The organism is Diplocloster modestus (genome assembly GCF_019042245.1).
Classification (GTDB): Bacteria; Bacillota; Clostridia; order Lachnospirales; family Lachnospiraceae; genus Diplocloster; species Diplocloster modestus.
Window position 1 is genome coordinate 118,782 of record NZ_JAHQCX010000012.1, and the last position, 19,234, is coordinate 138,015.

Sequence of the window (19,234 nt, forward strand, 5' to 3'; positions counted from 1 at the left end):
TTAATGACAGGCACACATATGATGCTGCATGAGATCATCGAAGAACATGGTGAGCGGATCGGCCACATACGTAAGTATTATCCGTATTTTAAGCTGGCGGAGACGTCTTTTGCTCAATATAAAGACGGAAAATTTAACCAGCTGGATATGGGATACATCCTTCTGGCCGTTCTGCGTTTTTTTATAGAAGAAAATAATTTCAAAGAAAAAGAAGTCTTCTATTCGGAATACGAGACTTTTGTCACGGCGCTGCTGCGCCGGGACTTTGCGTGTTATCTGGAAGAAGAGGAAAATAAAGAACTGGTTTCCTATATTTTTGACAAGATCACAAATGAGGGGAAACCGTTCCGCTATGTCTATTTTGACCCTTCAGACCGGAAACAAAAGACGATCCGGATGCGTCTGATCAAGAGCAGTATCCAGAACGGCGTCGTGCGCTACTCCATTACCTCCGAAGCGGTGGAATTCTATCTGGACACGAAAGAGATCAAGGAAGAAAGTACCATCAGTGTGGAACAGCTATTGCTGGAAAAGCTGATCAACAGCCAGAATTTCCGGCAGGGCGCGGAAGTGGTACGCCGGATCAACAATGAGGTGAGCCGGCTGCAGAACAGGAAAAATGAGGTGCTGCGGATACTGAGCCAGGATGTGTTTGCCGGTGTCCGGGCTTACGAAGAATTTCTGGACACGGGCATGCGTTGGTTCGAGGAGGAGCAGCATCTGTTCCGGAAAAACAGCGAACTGATCCACAGAGCCCTGGAGCGGGCGGCGCAGGATGAGGCCTCCGGGGAATATAACAGCCAGTATTACCGGGCTATGGATGATATCTATGCGTTGGAACTGGAACTAAAGAAAGCGGTGCAAAAGCACAGCGAGCTGCTGAGCGCCTGTACCCAGCTTCAGAAGCAGGCCGATGAGCGGATCTTAAAAGCCCGGGTCCAGTCTCTGAGAAGCTCTTTTGATTTCAGACAGGCCGTGTTCCGGATGATGGAACGAGACCGGGCCGATCTCTTAGGGGAGCTGGTCCGGCCGCTGGCGAATCTGAAAATCCGGAAAAGCTTCTATCTGCCCAATCTGGATAATCTCCTGACTTACCGTCCGGACCAGCAGGAGACCGGTGAGAAGATCGGGGAGCAGGTCGAGGAGGAATACATATATGAAGACGAAGCCATAGAACAGAGAATCCATGATAATTTTGAAATCCTTCTGACGGAGCTGTTCCGCTGGATTCAGCAGAAAACGGTATTCACCCTGAAGGAATGGAACGGGTATCTGGAAGAGAAATATACGAAACGAATTTTCCGAAACGGTGACTACTATACATTTTTGGTCCATATCTGCCTGAAGGAGGAATACCAGGTCCGGGAGGTCAGAAAGAACCCCGATACTTTCTTTGAAGAAATGATGAACGCTTTTCTGGCAAGGGGGGAGGACAACTTATATGAGGACCTTGCCTTTGCTGTGCGAAAAGACTCCGGCACCAGCCTTCAGATCCTGGGCCTGTTTGAGGTGACGAATCTGATATTCGAAAGGAGAGACAATGATGGACAGCCGTAATCTGGAGAAAGCCATGGATATCATATCCTCGTTATTAATAAATGAAGAAATTCACAGGGACAGAGGAGCGAACAGAGGGCTCTATGAAGAATATCTGTCCAACGCTGAAGTCTACGATATGGTGCATCTGATGGCGGGGAAGATGAATCTGTGTCTTTATGAGTATCAGGGCGGCATCTATGTGTCTGCAGGCGAGGGAAACCGGGTATACGGTTATTCCAATGAAGAGCTCAAACGGGTGCTGGGCCTTCGTCTGAACCGGGAACTTTATCTGTGTTATTTCCTGATCTATCAGGTGGTGGCCACGTTCTACCATGATTCGGCCAGTGACACATTTATCGAATATATGGGCGTCGAGGAGCTGATCCATAATACGGATTCGGCCTTCGCCAAGCTGACTACTGATCTGGAGATCCTGGTATTAAAGGAGATGGAAGAGAACAGTTTCAAGACCCTGGCGCTTCTGTGGGAGGAACTGCCGCTGGTGACCGGTGAGGAGGGGACCAGTATCCGTGCTTCCAGAAACTCCAAAAAAGGTTATAGTAAGCTGGTGTTTAATTTCCTGGTCTCCCAGGAACTGCTGGCGGAGGCCGAAGAGCGCTATTATCCCACAGCTAGATTCAAGGCGCTGATTACCAACTACTATGAGGAACATCAGGGAAGGCTATACGAGATACTGAATCAGGAGGAGGAAAAAGACGATGCCGCAGATCAACCGGATCCGGGTGAATAATGTAAAATATAACTTCGGTACCCAATTTTACGATGATTTTGTCATGCGTTTTTCCTGTAAGAACACCATCTATGACCTGGCAAATGGCGGCGGCAAGAGTGTGCTGATGCTTCTATTACTGCAGAACATGCTGCCAAACTGTACGCTGGATGAAAAACAGCCTATCGAGAAGCTGTTCCGGTCTGGGAATGACAACACCGTCATCCACTCTCTGGTAGAATGGAAATTAAATCCCTGCCATATCAAAAACGGTTTCCAGTACATGACCACCGGATTTTGCGCCAGGAAAGCCAGGGAGACTGGCAGTGAAGCTGCCCAGGACAGGAATACGGCCGCGGTGGAATATTTTAATTACTGTATATTCTATCGTGAATTCAATGATAATGATCTGCGTAATCTTCCGCTTAGCAGCGGGGAAGAGCGGATCACTTACCAGGGATTAAAGAATTATCTCCGAGATCTGGAGAAAAAGGATTTCAGTCTCCAGGTACATCTGTTCGAGCGCAAGGGTGAGTATCAGAGCTTTGCCGCTGATTATGGAATCTATGAGAGCGAGTGGGAGATCATCCGGGGGATCAATAAAACGGAGGGGCATGTCAGGACCTATTTCGAGACCAACTACCGCACCACGCGCAAGGTAGTGGAGGACCTGCTGATTGAGGAAATCATTCAGAAGGCATTCTTCTCCAGAATGGACAGAAATAAAGAAGAGGTGTCCATGGCCCAGACCCTGTTAGATATCCGGGACAAGCTTCTGGAGCTGTCGCGGAAGAAAAATGAAATCATCAATTATGACCGTCAGATTGAAATGATAGCGGGTTTTGTGAAATGGATGGGCACTCTGAAAAATATTTACCATGCCAGGACAGACCTGGAAGATCAGCTGGTACGGACTTATAACACCTGCCTTCACCGGGAACAGGAAAAGAATCAGGCCCGTGAGCGTCTGCAGGAGCGCCGGGAATCCGTAACCGTCCGCAGACAGGAACTGATGAGAAAAGCGGAGAGTGCCGCCGTATCTCTGGAGGTATGCGGGCTGAAAGAACTGGAACAAAAGATGGATCAATACCGAAAGGAACTGGAAGGCCTGGAGGAAAAGCAAAGAGACTGGAGCGTACAATTGACAGAGAAGGAGTCCGCCAACGACTACCTGGACTATCTGGACGCTAAGGCACATTTCGAGTCAACCAGGGTGGCGATCGACAGTATGCAGAGTCAAAATCAGGAATTGGCGGAACAGCTCTGTGAGCTGGCCGGTCAGATGAAGATCCTGATGGAACGGGATGCAGCAGACTTAAAAGAGCGTTTGGATCAGGTGGAAGCTGAGGTCAGTGAAAAAGAAGAACGGCTGCAGGCAGGGCTTAGCCAGGAACGGGAGATAGACAGGGCGGCAGCCGTACTGGAAAACAGCAGAAAAATACAAAAGGAACAGAACCGGCAGTCACAGCGAAGGATAGAAGAGCTATACAGAGAGTCCAATCTTCTTTTGCTTGAAAAGGCAGGGGAGGAGCTGACCAGGAAGCAAGCGGAGGAACAGGAAGCCTTCCGCCGTATCCGTGATGTATCAGAGGAGATAAAAACGCTGGAAGAGCAGCTGACCAAGATACGGATCCGTGATGCACAGCAGAGCTCCAAAGAAGAAGCGCTTACTTCCAGGCAAGAGGAATGTCAGGAATATTTCCGCCGGTACCGTAGTAAAAAGCAGCAGCTGGATAAAATAAAAGAAGTATATCAGATACCGGAAAACGGTAACGGGCAGGAAACGGTGCGGGAAGCATTTCAGAACAATCTCTCTGTCTGTGTGAGGAAGCGCAGCGAATATGAAGTGGAGAAGGAAATGCTGTCATCATTGAGAAACAAACAGCCGGTTACTCCTTCCGAACCAGTTCTGAGGTTAAAAGAGCAGATAGAGAGAATTCATGGAATTGAAACCGTCATCGGATGTGAATATGTGCGGGAACTGGATGAACAAACCCAGAAGGAGCTGCTGGAACGCTATCCCCTGCTGCCCTATGGCCTGCTGGTCAAAGAGGGATACGATCAGGTGGCATTGGATCAGAACCTGAAATATTCACAGATGGGAGATGCAGTGATCCCGGTGCTGTCCCTGACCGCGGTCGAAAAAGGGCAGGAGCTTACAAACGCCCGCGGGATTTCCTTTGTAACGAAGGATGAAAGCCTGTTTTATGATGAAGAGCGCAGGCGCCAGGCAGCCGCGAGGCTTGAGAAAGAGCTGGAGGAAAAAGAGCGAAAACTTCTGCGTATGGAAACGCAGATCCAGACTATGGAAGAGGATCTGAAATTCCTGCAGAGCTTTGAGAATGGTCCCGACTATGAGGAAAAGCAAAAGGAGTTTGAAAAATTAAATAATGAGCTCCGGATACTTCGTCAACTGGGGGAACAAAATCTACTGCAAAAGGAGCAGCTGAACAGCTGTATCAGGCAGCTGAACGAACAGCGGAAAGAGGAAGAAACAAGGCGGGATTCCCTGGCCGCAGAAGTGAACCGGTTGAGAACCCTGACAGAGCTGCAGGCTGCGCTGGAAGACGGGGAAAAACAAATTTATCTGCTGGAAAAACAGGCGGCGGAAAGAGCAGGAGAACTTACGAAGCTCCAGGAGCAAATCGGTAAACTTCGAAAAGAAATAATCCATCAACAACAGCAAAAGGACCATATCGGCCAGGAACTCGACCGGATACAGAAAGAGTGGGCAGATATCTATGCATCTTATGACCGGGAGGGAGAGGTATCCGTACCCACCCATACCAGACGTGAGCTGGAGATGATATTCAAGGGGAAAAAAGAAGCTTACGAGGCGGAATCTTCCGACACTTCGGATAAGCTTAAACTGCTGGAAAACTACCAGGCGGTTATGGAACGGGCAAAAGCTGCCATTCATTACCGCAGCGTCTCGTTAGAAGAACTGGCTGCCAGATACGGCGAGGTGGGAATGCGAAGAAGCAGTCAGGAAGACCTGCTTAAAATACGTAGTACCGTACAGGGGTTCAACGAGCGTGTAAAAGAGTTGCAGAAGCAGCTGGACAGGGATCTGGGTACTTACCATAAGAAACAGGGCAGCGTGCAGCACGCCCGCAGTATGATAGAGCAGCAGTACGGTACATTCGAAAAAATGGAGCTGCCGGTGGAACGCTTGGAACTGCTGGTGTCGGAAAACAGAAAGGCAGCGAAGCAGCTGGAAGATGATCTGGCCAGAGACGAGAACAGCTTAAGAGAGCTGGTTTCACAGTGTTATGCGCTGGAAGCCATGCAGGAAGACATGGAACAGATGATGAAAACCGAAGGCATCAACCGATCGGATAATCAGGAAGTGCTGGAAAGCGGAATTTCTCTGAAAGAGACATATCGAGAGCTGAAAAAGCAATATGCGAAAATGAAACGGGAAGAAACGCTGCGCCGAGAAGAGTTCCTGAAAGAGAAAAACAGTCTGGCCGAGATCCTGACAACCCTGGGAGCCTTTGATCTGGCCCAGGAGATCAAACAGAGCATCCGAAGTCCCGAGAGCGCGGCGGAAGTAGACAGCCAGACGGAAAAACTGGGGCAGACCATACGCTGCATCGAGCTGGAAAAAGACAGGGTAGGCAAAGGAATAGAAGACATGTCCAAAATCAAGGATAACTTCGAAAACCAATGCCTGCAAAGCTGCATGAATATCAAAGAAGAACTGGAGCGCCTGCCCAAACTGTCCAAGATCAATCTGGACGGAAAGACGGTTTCCATACTGACACTCCAGATCCCTTACCGGCTGGAAGAGCAGTTTAAGGAAGCTATGTCCAGATACGTGGATCAAATCGCGGAGCATGCCGATGCCATAGAAAGTCCCAATGAAAGGCTGAAATATGTTAAAAATCAGCTGGCCTGGAAAAAACTGTTCGCTGTCATCGTAACAGATATGGACGCCATAAAACTGAACCTTTACAAGCGGGAACGGATGATTGAGCAAAGCCGGTATCTGCGGTATGAAGAAGCGGTAGGGAGCACAGGCCAGTCCCAGGGTATCTATATCCAGTTCCTGGTAGCGGTTGTAAATTATATCACCAGTATTTATGCGGGAAACACAGATCCGGTAGAGCTGAGAAAAGTGATTTTCATCGATAATCCATTCGGTGCGGCAAAAGATATCTACATCTGGGAACCCATATTCCAGCTGCTCAAAAACAACCATGTCCAGCTGATCGTGCCGGCCCGTGGAGCGACGCCCGCCATAACCGGAAGGTTTGAAGTAAACTATATTCTGGGACAGAAATTTGTCAGCGGCAGACAGCAGACGGTCGTCGCAGACTATCGCAGCCAGACTGAGGAATCGGAACTGGAATACATCCCGATTACCTACGAGCAGGAGCAATTGCAATTAACGTAATTATCTGATAAATTCATAAAATTAGAACAATTCACAGTGAATTGCATGAAGTGTATTCGAATTAAAGAAAAATGTTAAAATTGCGTGAAAACGTATTGACAAATTACGAGGTGAGTGTTACTATAATCACAACAAAAGACAACAGCAACTTCAAATTAAAAATCTACGAAAGCAGTCAAAGATCAAAGATTCCGCAGTAGAGATGAAAGTTCCACTAACAGTAGGATAAGTAATCAGTAACGAAAGGACAGGAATCAGAAAGTAGAAAAGAAGTAAGGTCAGAAAGAAAGATCAGAAGTATCAAGAGTTTACTAAGATGAACGATTTGCAGTAAAGATTTAGATTCGTAACTGATGATGAAAGATGATATGTCATGATTCAGCAGGTTAAGTGATCTGGTTGATACGAAAGATCAGTAATCAATAGTGAAAGATATAAGATCTTAAGTAAGGCCAGACAAGAGTTCGGTTTTCAGATTTTATCTTTGATCAGTATACTGAGATAGTGGATGAGTAGATTTGATGTAAATGGATAGGAGGTCGAGTCCCGTGGACATGTCAGAAACAAAACTGGTTCAATATGTTAGTGGTATGGCAAATAATTCTTGCGAGAAAGGCCTTATAGTAAAAAGAAGATAAACCAGTGAGAAAGTTATAATAATAAATCGGAGAGAAAGATCTGGTTAATAAAATAAAAAGATTCGGAATTTGCCAACATATTGAAGGAATACCACATCAGTGATCCAAAAATTTTTGATGAGCGTGTAAAGAAACGGGAATCAAAAGATAAGAGTAAATCGTATATAGTATAGAAAGTCTTCCGTAACAGTTTTTTTTAAGAAGATTGATACATTATATGTAGATTGAAATTATAGAAGGAGATATGACGAGAAAGTATCTTTGGAAATTTTGGATGACATAGACGAAAAAGTTATAAAAGAAGAAGGAAGAAAAAAGATAGTTCAAGATAAGTTTTAAAATAAAATGCAAGAATCAAGAATCGAAAAAGCCTCCGGTTTTATAATAAAATATAATATAATTAAATATATAAAATAGCCGTTACAGGAAAACCTATAACGGCTATTTTAATTAATGGAAGGAGGATGTGAAAGGCCAACGAAATAACAAAATTTACCAGTTCTTTATGATAGCCCGCCAATCCATCCCTCACCAATCAAGGAAAAGAAGGAGCAGACCCTCTCCGGACCGTCCCTGCTTTTCTGAACTAAGCTCATTCCCCCTGGATTTTCCTATTCTATATTTTGACAAGGCCGTAACGAGTATGATAAACTAAAAACAATAGGCAAAATCGGCAGAGGTGATTCAGTTGGATAAAAACGAATACCGAATAAAAGTAGGAAAAATAAATAAATTAATAGAGTTAAAGGACTATACATCCGCTTTGGAAGTAGCAGAAACCGTAGATTGGACAAGAGTTAAGAATGCCCGCATGCTTTGTCTGGCAAGTGAGATTTACCGCAAAAACGGACAATATGAAGAAGCACGTGAGCTTCTGCTACAAGCCTATGAATATTCCCCGTCCAGCCGTCGAATCGTATACCGACTATCTGAGCTCAGTGTTAAGCTGGGGGAGATTGATCAGGCGATCGATTATTTTCAGGAGTTTGTGCAGCTGGCGCCCAATGATACCGACCGGTTTATCTTAAAATACAGGATATACCAGGCGAGGGGATCTGCGATTGAAGATCAGATTAAGATTCTGGAAGACTATAAACGGCATGAATACGATGAAAAATGGGTCTTTGAACTGGCAAGGCTCTATGCTTTTGCGGGAATGACACAGAAATGTGTGGAAGAGTGTGATGAACTGATTTTGTGGTTTAGCGAAGGGGAATTCGTGACAAAAGCCATGGAATTAAAGAAGATGTTCAAACCACTGACGCCTTTACAGCAGGAAAAATATGAAGCGGCTATGATATCCCGAAATGCGCCGGCCCGCGTGCAGGAGCCGGTCCTGGAAGAGTCAAAGGAAGAATTGTCCCTGGAGGAGAGTGTTAACCCTGATATTTTCAGAAGATCAGCAGAATCCGGGCGGAAACGTGAGGATACAGAAGAACCAGAAGAACCAGAAGAACCAGAGGAAGATGTCCCGGCACAAAAGTTCCAGCTTTTGAAGAAAAAGAAAAAAGAAGCGGATGCGGAGGCCTCTGCTATTCCAGCGGCCGATGAGCCCGGAATAGAACTGCCGGATCTGGCCGCTGAAGTGCAGCGTTTTAAAGCGCAGGCGGATGCGCAGGGAGTGAAACAGACGATAGCGGAATCTGAATATAGAGCTGCGGAAGAAGTAACGGATTTAGGGGCCTATATAGGGACGGACCAGACAGAGGGACAGCTTTTAGATCAGCCATCCGAAAATACCTCTCGGGGGGAGACAACGGAAGTATCTGATGATTTCTCAGATACTGCGCATCACGCTCAGGATGGCAGCCAGGAGAAGCCAGGCGCACAGGGCAGTCGTATAGAGGAGCCAGAGGGGCTTCCCAGCGATCCATTTCGGACATTGCCCGGGAGAAGCCGTGTGGAGATGGCCGCCAGCAAAAAACGCATGAAAAAGAAGATAGATTTGGAACCGGATTTCGAAATGACCGAGCCGGTTGTTCATCATGCATTTGATCCGTTTAAATCAGCAGATAGCACGAAAATGGATGAGGAAGCATTAGAAGAAGAGCTGGCCAATAACCTGAAGGAGATCATGGGCGAACGCTTTGAGAAAGCGTCCGAGGACATCGTGCTTCAGGCCCACGCGGCGATCAAAGAGTCAAAAGAAAAGATCGATCAGATGCTCAATGAAGACTATCAGGTTCAGATCCCGGATGATGTGAAGAGTCTGCTGGAAAAATATGGGCCGGATCAGGAAGAGTTCCTGCAGAGACAGGAAGCAGATGACATCGAAGATCTGGAAAAGGAATTATCAGATGCGGCAGAAAGCACGGATGATGGAAGCCCGGAATCCGGGTTTGGCCCTTTGGTGGAAGATAACGACGATGCGGCAAACGATCTGGAGGAGAAGATCGAAGACAGCATACCGGATGATATAGAGGCCCTGGTGGAGACGGAAGCGAGAGCACAGCTGGAGATGAAACAGGTAAGAGAACCTCTGGCCTTAAAACCGTTGCCAAAAGAATATCATGACATTTTTAACTATTTTATACCAGTCAGAGGCATGCGGCAGCAGCTGGAAACCGTTCTGGAAAATGAGCGGAACTGCAAGAAGAGAAACGGCACCTCGATTACGGGAAATATTCTGATTACCGGAGAGCATGGTACAGGCAAGACGGTTCTCGCCATCGATGTAGTGAAAGCGATCTATCAGGTCAAAAATAAGAAGGATGCCAAAGTAGGAAAGATTACGGCAAAGTCTTTGAACAATAAAAAAGTGGCGGACGTGATGAAAAAAATCCGCGGCGGAGCCCTGGTTATCGAACAGGCCGGCTCCATGTCGGAGAAGACTGTCAATGACCTGGATCGATGGATGTGTTCCATGACGGATGAGTCTTTGATCGTGCTGGAAGACAGTAAGGAAGATCTTTATCAGTGCCTGGTGAAGAATCCGGTGTTTGCCAGAAAATTTATATCCACGATTGAGATTCCGGTATTTAATAACGATGAGCTTATAGAATTTGCCAGACACTATGCCAACGAGATCGGATATTCTATTGAAGAAATGGGCATTCTGGCGCTGTATAACGAGATCGGGAACCGGCAGACGGATGACCATAATGTGACTGTAGCAGAAGTGAAGGAGCTGGTGGACCGGGCTACTGACAGGGAAGCCAAATTCTCAATCGGTAAGTTCCTGGCCGGAAATAAGAGATATGATGACGATAAAAGAGTCATTCTGAAAGAAAAGCATTTTGAAGAAGAATCATAGATCAGCAGGAGGAAATCAATGTCAGTCTGGTATGAAGAGGCAATATTTTACCATATATACCCATTAGGGCTGCTGGGAGCGCCCAGAGTAAATGATAGTGGAGAAGTGGTTCACCGGTTGCGTGAGCTTACGCCATGGATTGATCATATAAAAGAGCTTAATTGTACTGCGGTTTATATAGGTCCGCTCTTTGAAGCCTCTACCCACGGTTATGATACGATTGATTATAAAAAAGTGGACAGGCGTCTTGGGGACAATGGCGACTTCCGCCAATTTGTTGCGGCCTGCCATGAACGAGGAATTAAGGTTGTGGTGGACGGTGTTTTCAATCATACGGGAAGGGATTTTTTCGCTTTTCAGGATATCCGTCAGAATCGTGAAAATTCCCGATATCGATACTGGTACCGCGATCTGAATTTTGGCGGGAATACACCGTATAATGACGGTTTTTATTACGCGGCCTGGAGAGGTTGTTACGAGTTGGCCAATTTGAATCTGGACAATGAAGAAGTGCGTAATTATCTGTATGAGGTAATTCATGAATGGATCGTGGAATTTGATATTGACGGTATCCGTCTGGACTGTGCGGACTGCCTGAATTTTGATTTTATGAAAGAGATGCGCAGAAGAACCTCAGCTGAAAAAGAAGATTTCTGGCTGATGGGAGAAGTAATCCATGGAGATTACAGCCGCTGGGCGAACCCGGAAACACTGCATTCGGTGACAAATTATGAGCTCCATAAAGGGCTGTATTCCGGGCATAACGATCATAACTATTTTGAAATCGCACATACGATCCGCCGTGAATTTGACCAGAACGGAGGGATTTACCGGAATACAAAGCTGTACTCTTTTGTGGACAATCACGATGTGGATCGCCTGGCCAGTAAGCTCACAGTAAAAGAGAATCTGAATCCTGTCTATACACTACTATACACGCTGCCGGGTGTTCCTTCCATCTACTATGGTTCCGAATGGGGAATCGAGGGGAAAAAAGAGGGAGGAAATGATGATCCGCTCAGGCCCCGGCTGGATTTGGAAGAAATAAAGGGGAATGCTCCCGCAGACGGGCTGGAGGAATGGATTCGTACGCTTGGACGGATTAAAAAAGAGAACCATGCGCTCTCTTATGGGACTTATAAGGAATTGGTCTTAACGAACCGTCAGTATGCATTTGCCAGGATCTTAGATGACAAAGCCGTATTGATCGCGGTAAACAATGACGGGCAGGATGCGGAAATATCCGTAGCGATTCCGATAACAGCGTCCTTTGGTGTAGATGCTGTGCAGGGAGAGCAGGTATCCTTGGAAAGCGGTACATGGAAGGTGCGGCTTAAGGCAAACGGCAGCGCGGTCTTATGTATCGGGTAAGTTCCGGAAATAGCCTCTCCGGTTGTTTTTCATGCATCACGGGGAGCGGCTAGTATACAGCGGCAAAGTACATAGAACGGTAAAAATAATACGCAGCAGGGCTTTATGAATACCAAAAGCCGTGCTGCGTATTTTACATTCTGAAATTCAACGGATTATAAAAATTCTGCTTGAACCGGAAAAGATCTACAATTCCTGTAATTCAAGCCGTCTGGCCTGATCCAGAAGAAATTTGTAGCGTTTCTGTACCGCGTTCACCTCATAAATGTAACAGTCTATTAAATCAGGGTCCACTACATTTTCAAAGTTTGAATAGGCGGTATCCAATGCGTTCTTGGTTTTGTCAATATCGTACAGAAGCTGGCTTTTATCGGGCGCATCTTTTTTGAAAATGTTTTTCAATCAAATCCCTACTTTCTCTTATACTGGAAAATTACAACAGTCTCTTTTTACTAATTATAGTCAAAAATAGAAAATCTATACTAAAAAACAGGCACTAAGTGCTCATAGCGATAAAAAATAGTAGCGCTCGAAAAAACCTCGCTGACTATTTTTCATGCATCGCACGTAAGTGCCTAAAAAACAGGTACTAAGTGCTCATAGCGATAAAAAATCCGAATATTTCGAGGTGAAATGTGATATATATGGAGTAAGAAGATTTACAAGCCTGGTGACAAGTATGGATATGATGCAGGGATTATGGTGGATTCTGGGAGCTTGTGGTGTTGTACTGGTGATCGTGATGTTCCGGAAAAACACAGAGATTTTGGTTAATTTTCTACTGCGGATGGTTATGGGGGTTATCGGCATTTATTTTGTGAATCAGTTTCTGGCCGCGCAAAATATTGCGATTGCCGTGGGATTAAATCCGGCCAGTCTTTTGACAGTCGGAGGCCTCGGCATACCTGGATTCGCGTTGCTTTATGGAATTATGGCAGTTCAAATTTTGTGATATTTTTACAATGGACATCATAATTGAACTGCTATATAATTCATTCAAGAAACATGTTTCGGCTGCTTCGTTCCAGGAGCAGACAAGCTTTACTATCTTTAAGGTCTGATTCGGACCGAATTTCCATTTTTCATTATTTAAACAGAAGGGAGAATGTTTTGTCTTTGGATTGAAATTCTTATGGAGGGAAATTAATTGAAAAAAAGCATTTTGGCGATTTGTGATGCTGAGGAATCTTATGTGCGCCGTCTGTCGGATGTCCTGAGTCAGAAATCCATGTTTCCGTTTCAGATCCAGGCATTTTCTGATCCGGAACAGCTGAAAGTCTTTGCAGATGACCAGCCGATTGAGATTCTGCTGATCGGGGGAACTTCGCTGAATCCGGAAGTGGAGCGTATACCCCAGGGCAAACTTATCCTGTTGTCGGATGGAAGCGTTCCGCAGGAAAAAGAAACATACCCTGTCGTGTACAAATATCAGTCTGCCAGCAGAATCTTAAGGGAAGTGATGGCCTGCTATTCGGAGTCGGATCATGCGGTTCTGCCATCGGTAACCAGAAAAGAACTTGAGATTATTGGAATTTATTCACCGGTCGGGAGAACCCTTAAGACGACCTTTGCGATTACTCTGGGACAGATCCTTTCGGAGGAAAACCATACCCTGTATTTGAATCTGGAAGAATACTCCGGGCTACAGGAACGTTTGGGACTGGATTTTCAGGAAAATCTGTCTGACTTGATCTATTTTCTAAGACAGGAGAAGCCGAATCTGATTTATCGGATAACCGGTATGGTGCAGAAGATCGGATCGCTGGACTATATTCCTCCGATGCTCTCAGTGATGGACTTAAGAGAAATATCCTATCGGGAATGGGAATATCTTCTGGATGAGCTGATCCTGTACAGTGGATACGAAAAAATAGTGATTGATTTCGGGTTAAGTGTGGATAACCTTTTCCACATATTAAACCTTTGTGGAAAGATCTATATGCCGGTCCGGGATGATCCGGTGTCTTCGTCGAAAATTGAGCAATACGAAAAACTGTTAACGCTTGCAGATCAGGAGGAATTACTGGCTAAAACGGTAAAACTGAATTTTCCTGTGTTTCCGACGATCAGCAGCAGGGGATGCCCGCCGGAACAGCTGGCCCACAGTGAATTAGGGGAATATGTCCGGGAGCTTTTGAAAGAGGGGAATACATGGACACAGTGACTCTGCGAGAGCGGGTATTATCGGAGATGGACTTGTCCAGGGAATACGCAGATGAGGAGGTTCTGGATCTGATCGACAAAATAATCGTCGCATACGGCAGAGAGTCCTATCTGTCTTTGTCTGCCCGTGAGAGAATCCGCAGGGAGATATTTCATACGATCCGAAAGCTGGATGTACTTCAGGAACTGGTGGATGATCCTAATGTGACGGAGATTATGGTAAATGGGACAGATTGTATTTTTGTCGAAAGAGAAGGAAAAATCACGAAATGGGGAAGACAATTTGCGTCCCGTCAAAAGTTGGAGGATGTGGTGCAGCAGATTGTGGCAAAATCCAACCGCATGGTGAATGAAACGAATCCGGTCGCAGACGCAAGACTGGAAAATGGGGCCAGGGTTCATGTGGTGCTGCCGCCAGTGGCGATCAACGGACCGATTCTGACGATACGGCGGTTCCCGGATAAAGCCATAACTATGAGTGATCTGATCCATTGGGGGTCCATCACAAGAGAGGCCGCCGGATTCCTGAAAGATCTGGTGGCCGCCGGATATAACATCTTTATCAGCGGAGGAACAGGATCTGGGAAAACCACATTTCTGAATGCGCTCAGCGGTTTTATCCCAGCGGATGAAAGACTGATTGTCATTGAGGACAACGCGGAATTACAGATCCAGGGAGTGAAAAACCTGGTGCGGCTGGAGGCGAGAAACGCGAATATGGAGGGTATTCATGATATTACGATCAGGGATCTCATCCGGGCGGCACTCCGTATGCGTCCGGACCGGATAATCGTGGGAGAGGTAAGAGGCGCGGAAACGCTGGATATGCTCCAGGCGATGAATACAGGTCATGACGGATCTTTGAGCACCGGACATGCCAACAGCCCCAAAGATATGTTCAGCAGACTGGAGACAATGGTTATGATGGGTATGAACCTTCCGCTTCCGGCAATACGTAGACAGATAGCATCAGGAATTGATATATTGGTACACCTGGGGAGGCTGAGGGATAAGAGCAGAAAAGTGTTGGAGATTACAGAGGTTTTGGATTGCCGGGAAGAGATACAGACACAGTGCCTGTATGAATATGTGGAGGAAGGAAGGACCAACGAAGGAGGGGTGAAGGGATGCCTCATAAAAAGACATCCTCTGAGCAACCGGCTAAAACTGTCAAATGCCGGAATCAAACTGGAGGACGAAATCACAGGATCATAATTACCGGTCTTAATTATAATTGTTATCGGTTTACAAGGAGGGATTGGATTCGGTACGGTACAGAGGGAATCGTAGTGCTAAGCCTGATCGGCTATCTGTTTTACAGGTCTGTTCTGGCAGTTATATTATTGAGTCCAATGCTATACTTTTTCTATATGGAAAAACGAAAGGATCTGGCAAAGAAACAGCAGCAGATGCTGAATCTGGAGTTCCGGGAGGGAATACAGGCTCTGTCAGCGGCGCTGAGCGCCGGATTCTCGGTGGAAAACTCTTTCCGGGAAGCATATCGGGATCTGGAGGTCCTTTATGGCAGGGACCGGTTGATTGTGCGGGAATTCGGATTTATGATCCATCAGCTGGAAATGAATGAGACGGTAGAAAAAATACTGGAAGATTTCGCGGCGCGCAGCGGTCTGGATGACGTAAAGAGTTTTGCAGCAGTATTTTCCACTGCGAAACGCAGCGGTGGTGATCTGGTGGAAATTATTAAAAATACGGTGAACCGAATGTCGGATAAGATTGAGGTTAAACGGGAAATTACAACTATGCTTTCGGAAAAACAGTTAGAACAACGTATTATGAATTGGATTCCTTTTCTGATTATTCTTTATGTGGGGATCAGCTCCCCGGGATTCTTGGATATTCTGTATCACAATCCCCTTGGAACGATCATTATGAGCGTATGCCTGTTTATCTACGGAATTTCCTTTTATATGGGAAAAAAGATCGTGGATATTGAGGTATAGCTATGGTTTTGGGCGGTATGATCGTAGTGTTTTTTTTATGGATGATATGGATAAGCAGAGGGATAGAGGTTCCATCGGATCTACCATTCTATCTGAAACCATTTTATCGGGTAGGAAAGAAGGCGGCCGGTAAAGACAAACGTGATTTCTATTATATAAAGCTTTCTCTTATGCTGCTGGTTATATTTGCAGGTGGGACCGCGGCTTCATTGAACGCTATAAAGGAATCTTTGAACAGCGTTCTGGTAGAGGGGCATTTTATAGAACGCGGTGGTTTTGGCACTGGAAAAATAGAGTACGAGCTGGATTCCGTGATAGAAAAAGAAAAAATACCGGTATCTATCCAGGTGTCGGGACAGACGCGTCAAGAAGAGGAGCTTCAAGAACTTATCACACATGCAATGTCAAAGCTGGATTCGGAAATTCTGGGACTGAATGAGTCTTCCGACTTAGTGCGCACGGATCTTAATCTACCCTATGATCTGGAAGACGGAGAGATCCAGCTGGAATGGCACACCAGTAATTACAAGATCGTTGAAACATCTGGCAGGATACATAACGAGTATATACAGGAGGAAGGGGAGGAGGTTCTTCTTCAGGCAGAGATGACCTGCCAGGATCAAAGAGCTTTGTATGAAAAAAGTATACGTGTACTGCCGCCGTACTATTCCCCTGAGGAGGAGCTGGCGCGCAGCCTGGAGAACAGAATTCGAATACTGGATGAAAGCAGCCGGGAAGAGAAAAGACTGGAGCTGCCGGTTCAGATGGATGGAGTCACAATTCAATGGAAAGAAAGAACCAAAAGTAACAGCTGGAAGATCATTCTGTTAAGTGTAGTGGCAGCGGTTTTAGTTTTCGCCGGGAAAGAGAAGGATTTACATAATCAGGAGGAAAAACGGAAAAAACAGATGATGATGGATTATCCGGAGCTGGTCGGCAAAATTACGCTGCTGCTGGGAGCGGGTATGAACATTCGTACGGCGTTTGGCAAAGTTGCTGTGGATTACCGGGAGAAAAAGGAAAAACAGATGTCGGTTAAACGTCATGCTTATGAGGAATTACTCCTGGCGTATTATGAAATCCAGGGAGGTATTCCGGAACAGCGGGCTTATCAAAATTTCGGCAAACGGTGCCGGGTACAGAGATATATGAAGTTTTCCTCCCTGTTGGTACAGAATATGAAGAAGGGAAATGCAGGTCTGGAGAAGATACTGGAGATGGAAGTCCAGGAGTCACTGGAAGAGAGAAAAGCACAGGCAAAGAAACTGGGGGAGGAGGCCGGAACACGATTGTTGATACCCATGTTTCTGATGCTGGTGGTGGTATTGATTATTGTAATGGCCCCGGCGCTGATCGCTTTTCAGTATTAAAGGAATGATGCAGAATAGCAGAGCTGTTAAAGACAAATGGAAAGGAAAAACATATGAGCTTATGGAAAAGATGGATTGATAATCAGAAAGGAATTGGAACCGTAGAGATCATACTAATATTATTGGTTTTGCTGGGACTCATCTTTATTTTTAAGGACCAGCTGACATCGTTGGTGGGGGATTTATTTGAGAAAATTGTCAGGCAGAGCAGCACCGTTTGAAAAGAGATGTCTGAGCGGTCAAATCACAGTTTTTTTCAGCCTGATTCTGGTATTGGCCTTAAGCCTGCTCGGTACGATTACAGAGTTGGCCAGAACCACTTTGCTGGAAGTACACGCTGAGAATGTGAGCCTTATGGGGATGGATTCCATATTTGCCGAGTACCATCGGGAACTGTTGGAAGAATATGATGTGTTTTACCTGGACGGCGGTTACGGAGAAAAAGAATTTTCGGAGAGCCGGATATTGCAGCGGCTGCAGTCGGCCATAGGCTGGAATCTGGAGCCGTCTGCAGGCAGACCCTTTCTGAAAAGCGCGGATACTTGGAGGCTTAGACTGGAAGAAACAGGGTGCGGAGAATATGTGTTAGCCACAGACGCCGGAGGGGCCGGTTTTTACCGACAGTGCGTGGAACATAAAAAGGGTACTTCGGGTATTACTTTTTTTGCCGGCATCCTTACCCGTATAACAGGGTGGACACAATCCCAGAACTTGGGCGAGATAGAAAAAGATTATGCTGATGCTCAGAAAAAGCAGGCGGATGACTGGAAGAAAGCAGCGGAGGAACAGGAAAAAGCCGTCTCTGAGAATAAGGGACAGAGCACAGCGGGCGGTGATATTCAGAGTGATTTACCGGAAAACCCGATCCAATCGGTAGAGGAGCTGCGAATGCTGAGCCCCCTGCAGATGGTTCTGGCCGAACCCAATGAAGTGTCGCACAACAGAGCGGATATTCAGAAGTATCCCTCGCACCGAAAATTGAAAAAAGGAGAGGGGGGAACTGACCCGGAAACCAATATTTTGACGGACATTATTTTCGATGAATACTTATTGGAAAAGCTTCCCGATTATACGGACGGAGGCGGGGGAGACAGTCTGAATTACGCGGTGGAATATGTACTTGCAGGGAAAGAAAGCGATATTCAGAATCTGGAATATGTAGTGAACCGATTATTGGTCATTCGGGAAGCTCTTAATTTTATATATCTGCAAAAAGATATACAGAAGCAGGAAGAAGCATATACACTGGCAGCTGCTCTGGTAGGGGTTACTGGTATTCCGCCGCTTATTGAGGCAGCAAAAACCGGTATATTAATGGCCTGGGCGTTTCAGGAGAGTACGAATGATGTCAGTGCCCTTCTGGAGGGGAAGAAAGTACCGCTGATGAAATCAGCAGCCACCTGGAACCAGGAAAGTGACCAGGGGATATCGTATCAGGATTATCTTCGACTACTGCTGCTGACCCAGAAACGGGAAAAGAAAACTATGCGGACGCTGGATCTGATCGAGAACCGGATACGTATTATGAAAGACTGTCCGAATTTCCGGATAGACAACTGTACAGAAACCATGAGATTTCACTTGAAATTTTCTGCACCACGAGTTTTTCTGTATTTCAGGATACCGGGAAAAGGACAGGAACGGCATGTAATGACCATTGACCGTACTTATGGGTATGGATTGTAAGGAGGTGCACAGCGATGCTCTTTGCCCGTAATAAAAGGAATGCATGTCTCCAATCGCGACAGGCACTCTGCCCGAGAGTGCGGAATCTCCTGCTAAGGTTAAGGGCATCGCTGTGCACCTCTGT

13 protein-coding genes are annotated in these 19,234 nt (G+C 46.0%); 12 read left to right on the forward strand and 1 reads right to left on the reverse strand.

Annotated features, from left to right (window positions below; all coding sequences use genetic code 11):
* Nucleotides 1–3 precede the first annotated feature (3 nt).
* The 5 genes from KTH90_RS16670 (at nucleotide 4) to KTH90_RS16690 (ending at nucleotide 11,930) form a co-directional block, all read left to right on the forward strand.
* Complete coding sequence (locus tag KTH90_RS16670; protein ID WP_158351430.1) at nucleotides 4–1,557, forward strand: hypothetical protein; 1,554 nt, start codon at nucleotides 4–6, stop codon at nucleotides 1,555–1,557.
* On the forward strand, nucleotides 1,541–2,290 hold the full coding sequence (locus tag KTH90_RS16675) for a DUF6063 family protein (RefSeq protein WP_238727078.1): 750 nt from the start codon (nucleotides 1,541–1,543) through the stop codon (nucleotides 2,288–2,290). The genes KTH90_RS16670 and KTH90_RS16675 overlap by 17 nt, the downstream gene beginning before the upstream one ends.
* Nucleotides 2,259–6,668: a coiled-coil domain-containing protein gene (locus tag KTH90_RS16680; protein WP_158351431.1), complete on the forward strand. Its 4,410-nt coding sequence runs from the start codon at nucleotides 2,259–2,261 to the stop codon at nucleotides 6,666–6,668. The genes KTH90_RS16675 and KTH90_RS16680 overlap by 32 nt, the downstream gene beginning before the upstream one ends.
* A 1,326-nt stretch (nucleotides 6,669–7,994) precedes the next feature.
* Nucleotides 7,995–10,559, forward strand: a complete 2,565-nt coding sequence (locus KTH90_RS16685; protein ID WP_158351432.1) for a tetratricopeptide repeat protein — start codon at nucleotides 7,995–7,997, stop codon at nucleotides 10,557–10,559.
* Between the two features lie 18 nt (nucleotides 10,560–10,577).
* On the forward strand, nucleotides 10,578–11,930 hold the full coding sequence (locus KTH90_RS16690) for an alpha-amylase family glycosyl hydrolase (RefSeq protein ID WP_158351433.1): 1,353 nt from the start codon (nucleotides 10,578–10,580) through the stop codon (nucleotides 11,928–11,930).
* Between the two features lie 186 nt (nucleotides 11,931–12,116).
* Here KTH90_RS16690 and KTH90_RS16695 read toward each other — a convergent pair whose 3' ends face one another.
* Entirely contained in the window at nucleotides 12,117–12,332 is a 216-nt protein-coding gene (locus tag KTH90_RS16695; RefSeq protein WP_158342088.1) for a YaaL family protein, read from the reverse strand.
* A 277-nt stretch (nucleotides 12,333–12,609) separates the two neighbouring features.
* Here KTH90_RS16695 and KTH90_RS16700 point away from each other — a divergent pair, with 277 nt between their 5' ends.
* The 7 genes from KTH90_RS16700 (at nucleotide 12,610) to KTH90_RS16730 (ending at nucleotide 19,110) form a co-directional block, all read left to right on the forward strand.
* Nucleotides 12,610–12,882 carry a pro-sigmaK processing inhibitor BofA family protein gene (locus KTH90_RS16700; protein ID WP_158351434.1) on the forward strand — a complete coding sequence of 91 codons (273 nt, stop codon included), beginning with the start codon at nucleotides 12,610–12,612 and terminating at the stop codon, nucleotides 12,880–12,882.
* 195 nt (nucleotides 12,883–13,077) lie between these two features.
* Entirely contained in the window at nucleotides 13,078–14,094 is a 1,017-nt protein-coding gene (locus KTH90_RS16705; RefSeq protein WP_158351435.1) for a P-loop NTPase family protein, read from the forward strand.
* A complete protein-coding gene (locus KTH90_RS16710) occupies nucleotides 14,082–15,308 on the forward strand; it encodes a CpaF family protein (protein WP_158351436.1) in 1,227 nt (408 codons plus the stop codon). Before KTH90_RS16705 ends, KTH90_RS16710 begins: the two co-directional genes overlap by 13 nt.
* Before the next feature lie 74 nt (nucleotides 15,309–15,382).
* Nucleotides 15,383–16,054, forward strand: a complete 672-nt coding sequence (locus tag KTH90_RS16715; RefSeq protein WP_238727079.1) for a type II secretion system F family protein — start codon at nucleotides 15,383–15,385, stop codon at nucleotides 16,052–16,054.
* Between the two features lie 2 nt (nucleotides 16,055–16,056).
* Nucleotides 16,057–17,424, forward strand: coding sequence for a type II secretion system F family protein (locus KTH90_RS16720; protein ID WP_158351438.1), 1,368 nt, complete (start codon nucleotides 16,057–16,059; stop codon nucleotides 17,422–17,424).
* 53 nt (nucleotides 17,425–17,477) lie between these two features.
* Nucleotides 17,478–17,645 carry a Flp1 family type IVb pilin gene (locus tag KTH90_RS16725; RefSeq protein WP_158351439.1) on the forward strand — a complete coding sequence of 56 codons (168 nt, stop codon included), beginning with the start codon at nucleotides 17,478–17,480 and terminating at the stop codon, nucleotides 17,643–17,645.
* Nucleotides 17,611–19,110: a DUF5702 domain-containing protein gene (locus KTH90_RS16730; protein ID WP_158351440.1), complete on the forward strand. Its 1,500-nt coding sequence runs from the start codon at nucleotides 17,611–17,613 to the stop codon at nucleotides 19,108–19,110. The genes KTH90_RS16725 and KTH90_RS16730 overlap by 35 nt, the downstream gene beginning before the upstream one ends.
* Nucleotides 19,111–19,234: the final 124 nt, after the last annotated feature.

What these genes read in the sequence shown, in the direction of transcription:
- KTH90_RS16710 (WP_158351436.1), top strand. Translation starts at nt 14,082, where the DNA reads ATGGACACAGTGACTCTGCGAGAGCGGGTATTATCGGAGATGGACTTG.
- KTH90_RS16725 (WP_158351439.1), top strand. Translation starts at nt 17,478, where the DNA reads ATGAGCTTATGGAAAAGATGGATTGATAATCAGAAAGGAATTGGAACC.
- KTH90_RS16675 (WP_238727078.1), top strand. Translation starts at nt 1,541, where the DNA reads ATGATGGACAGCCGTAATCTGGAGAAAGCCATGGATATCATATCCTCG.
- KTH90_RS16670 (WP_158351430.1), top strand. Translation starts at nt 4, where the DNA reads ATGACAGGCACACATATGATGCTGCATGAGATCATCGAAGAACATGGT.
- KTH90_RS16690 (WP_158351433.1), top strand. Translation starts at nt 10,578, where the DNA reads ATGTCAGTCTGGTATGAAGAGGCAATATTTTACCATATATACCCATTA.
- KTH90_RS16720 (WP_158351438.1), top strand. Translation starts at nt 16,057, where the DNA reads ATGGTTTTGGGCGGTATGATCGTAGTGTTTTTTTTATGGATGATATGG.
- KTH90_RS16680 (WP_158351431.1), top strand. Translation starts at nt 2,259, where the DNA reads ATGCCGCAGATCAACCGGATCCGGGTGAATAATGTAAAATATAACTTC.
- KTH90_RS16700 (WP_158351434.1), top strand. Translation starts at nt 12,610, where the DNA reads ATGGATATGATGCAGGGATTATGGTGGATTCTGGGAGCTTGTGGTGTT.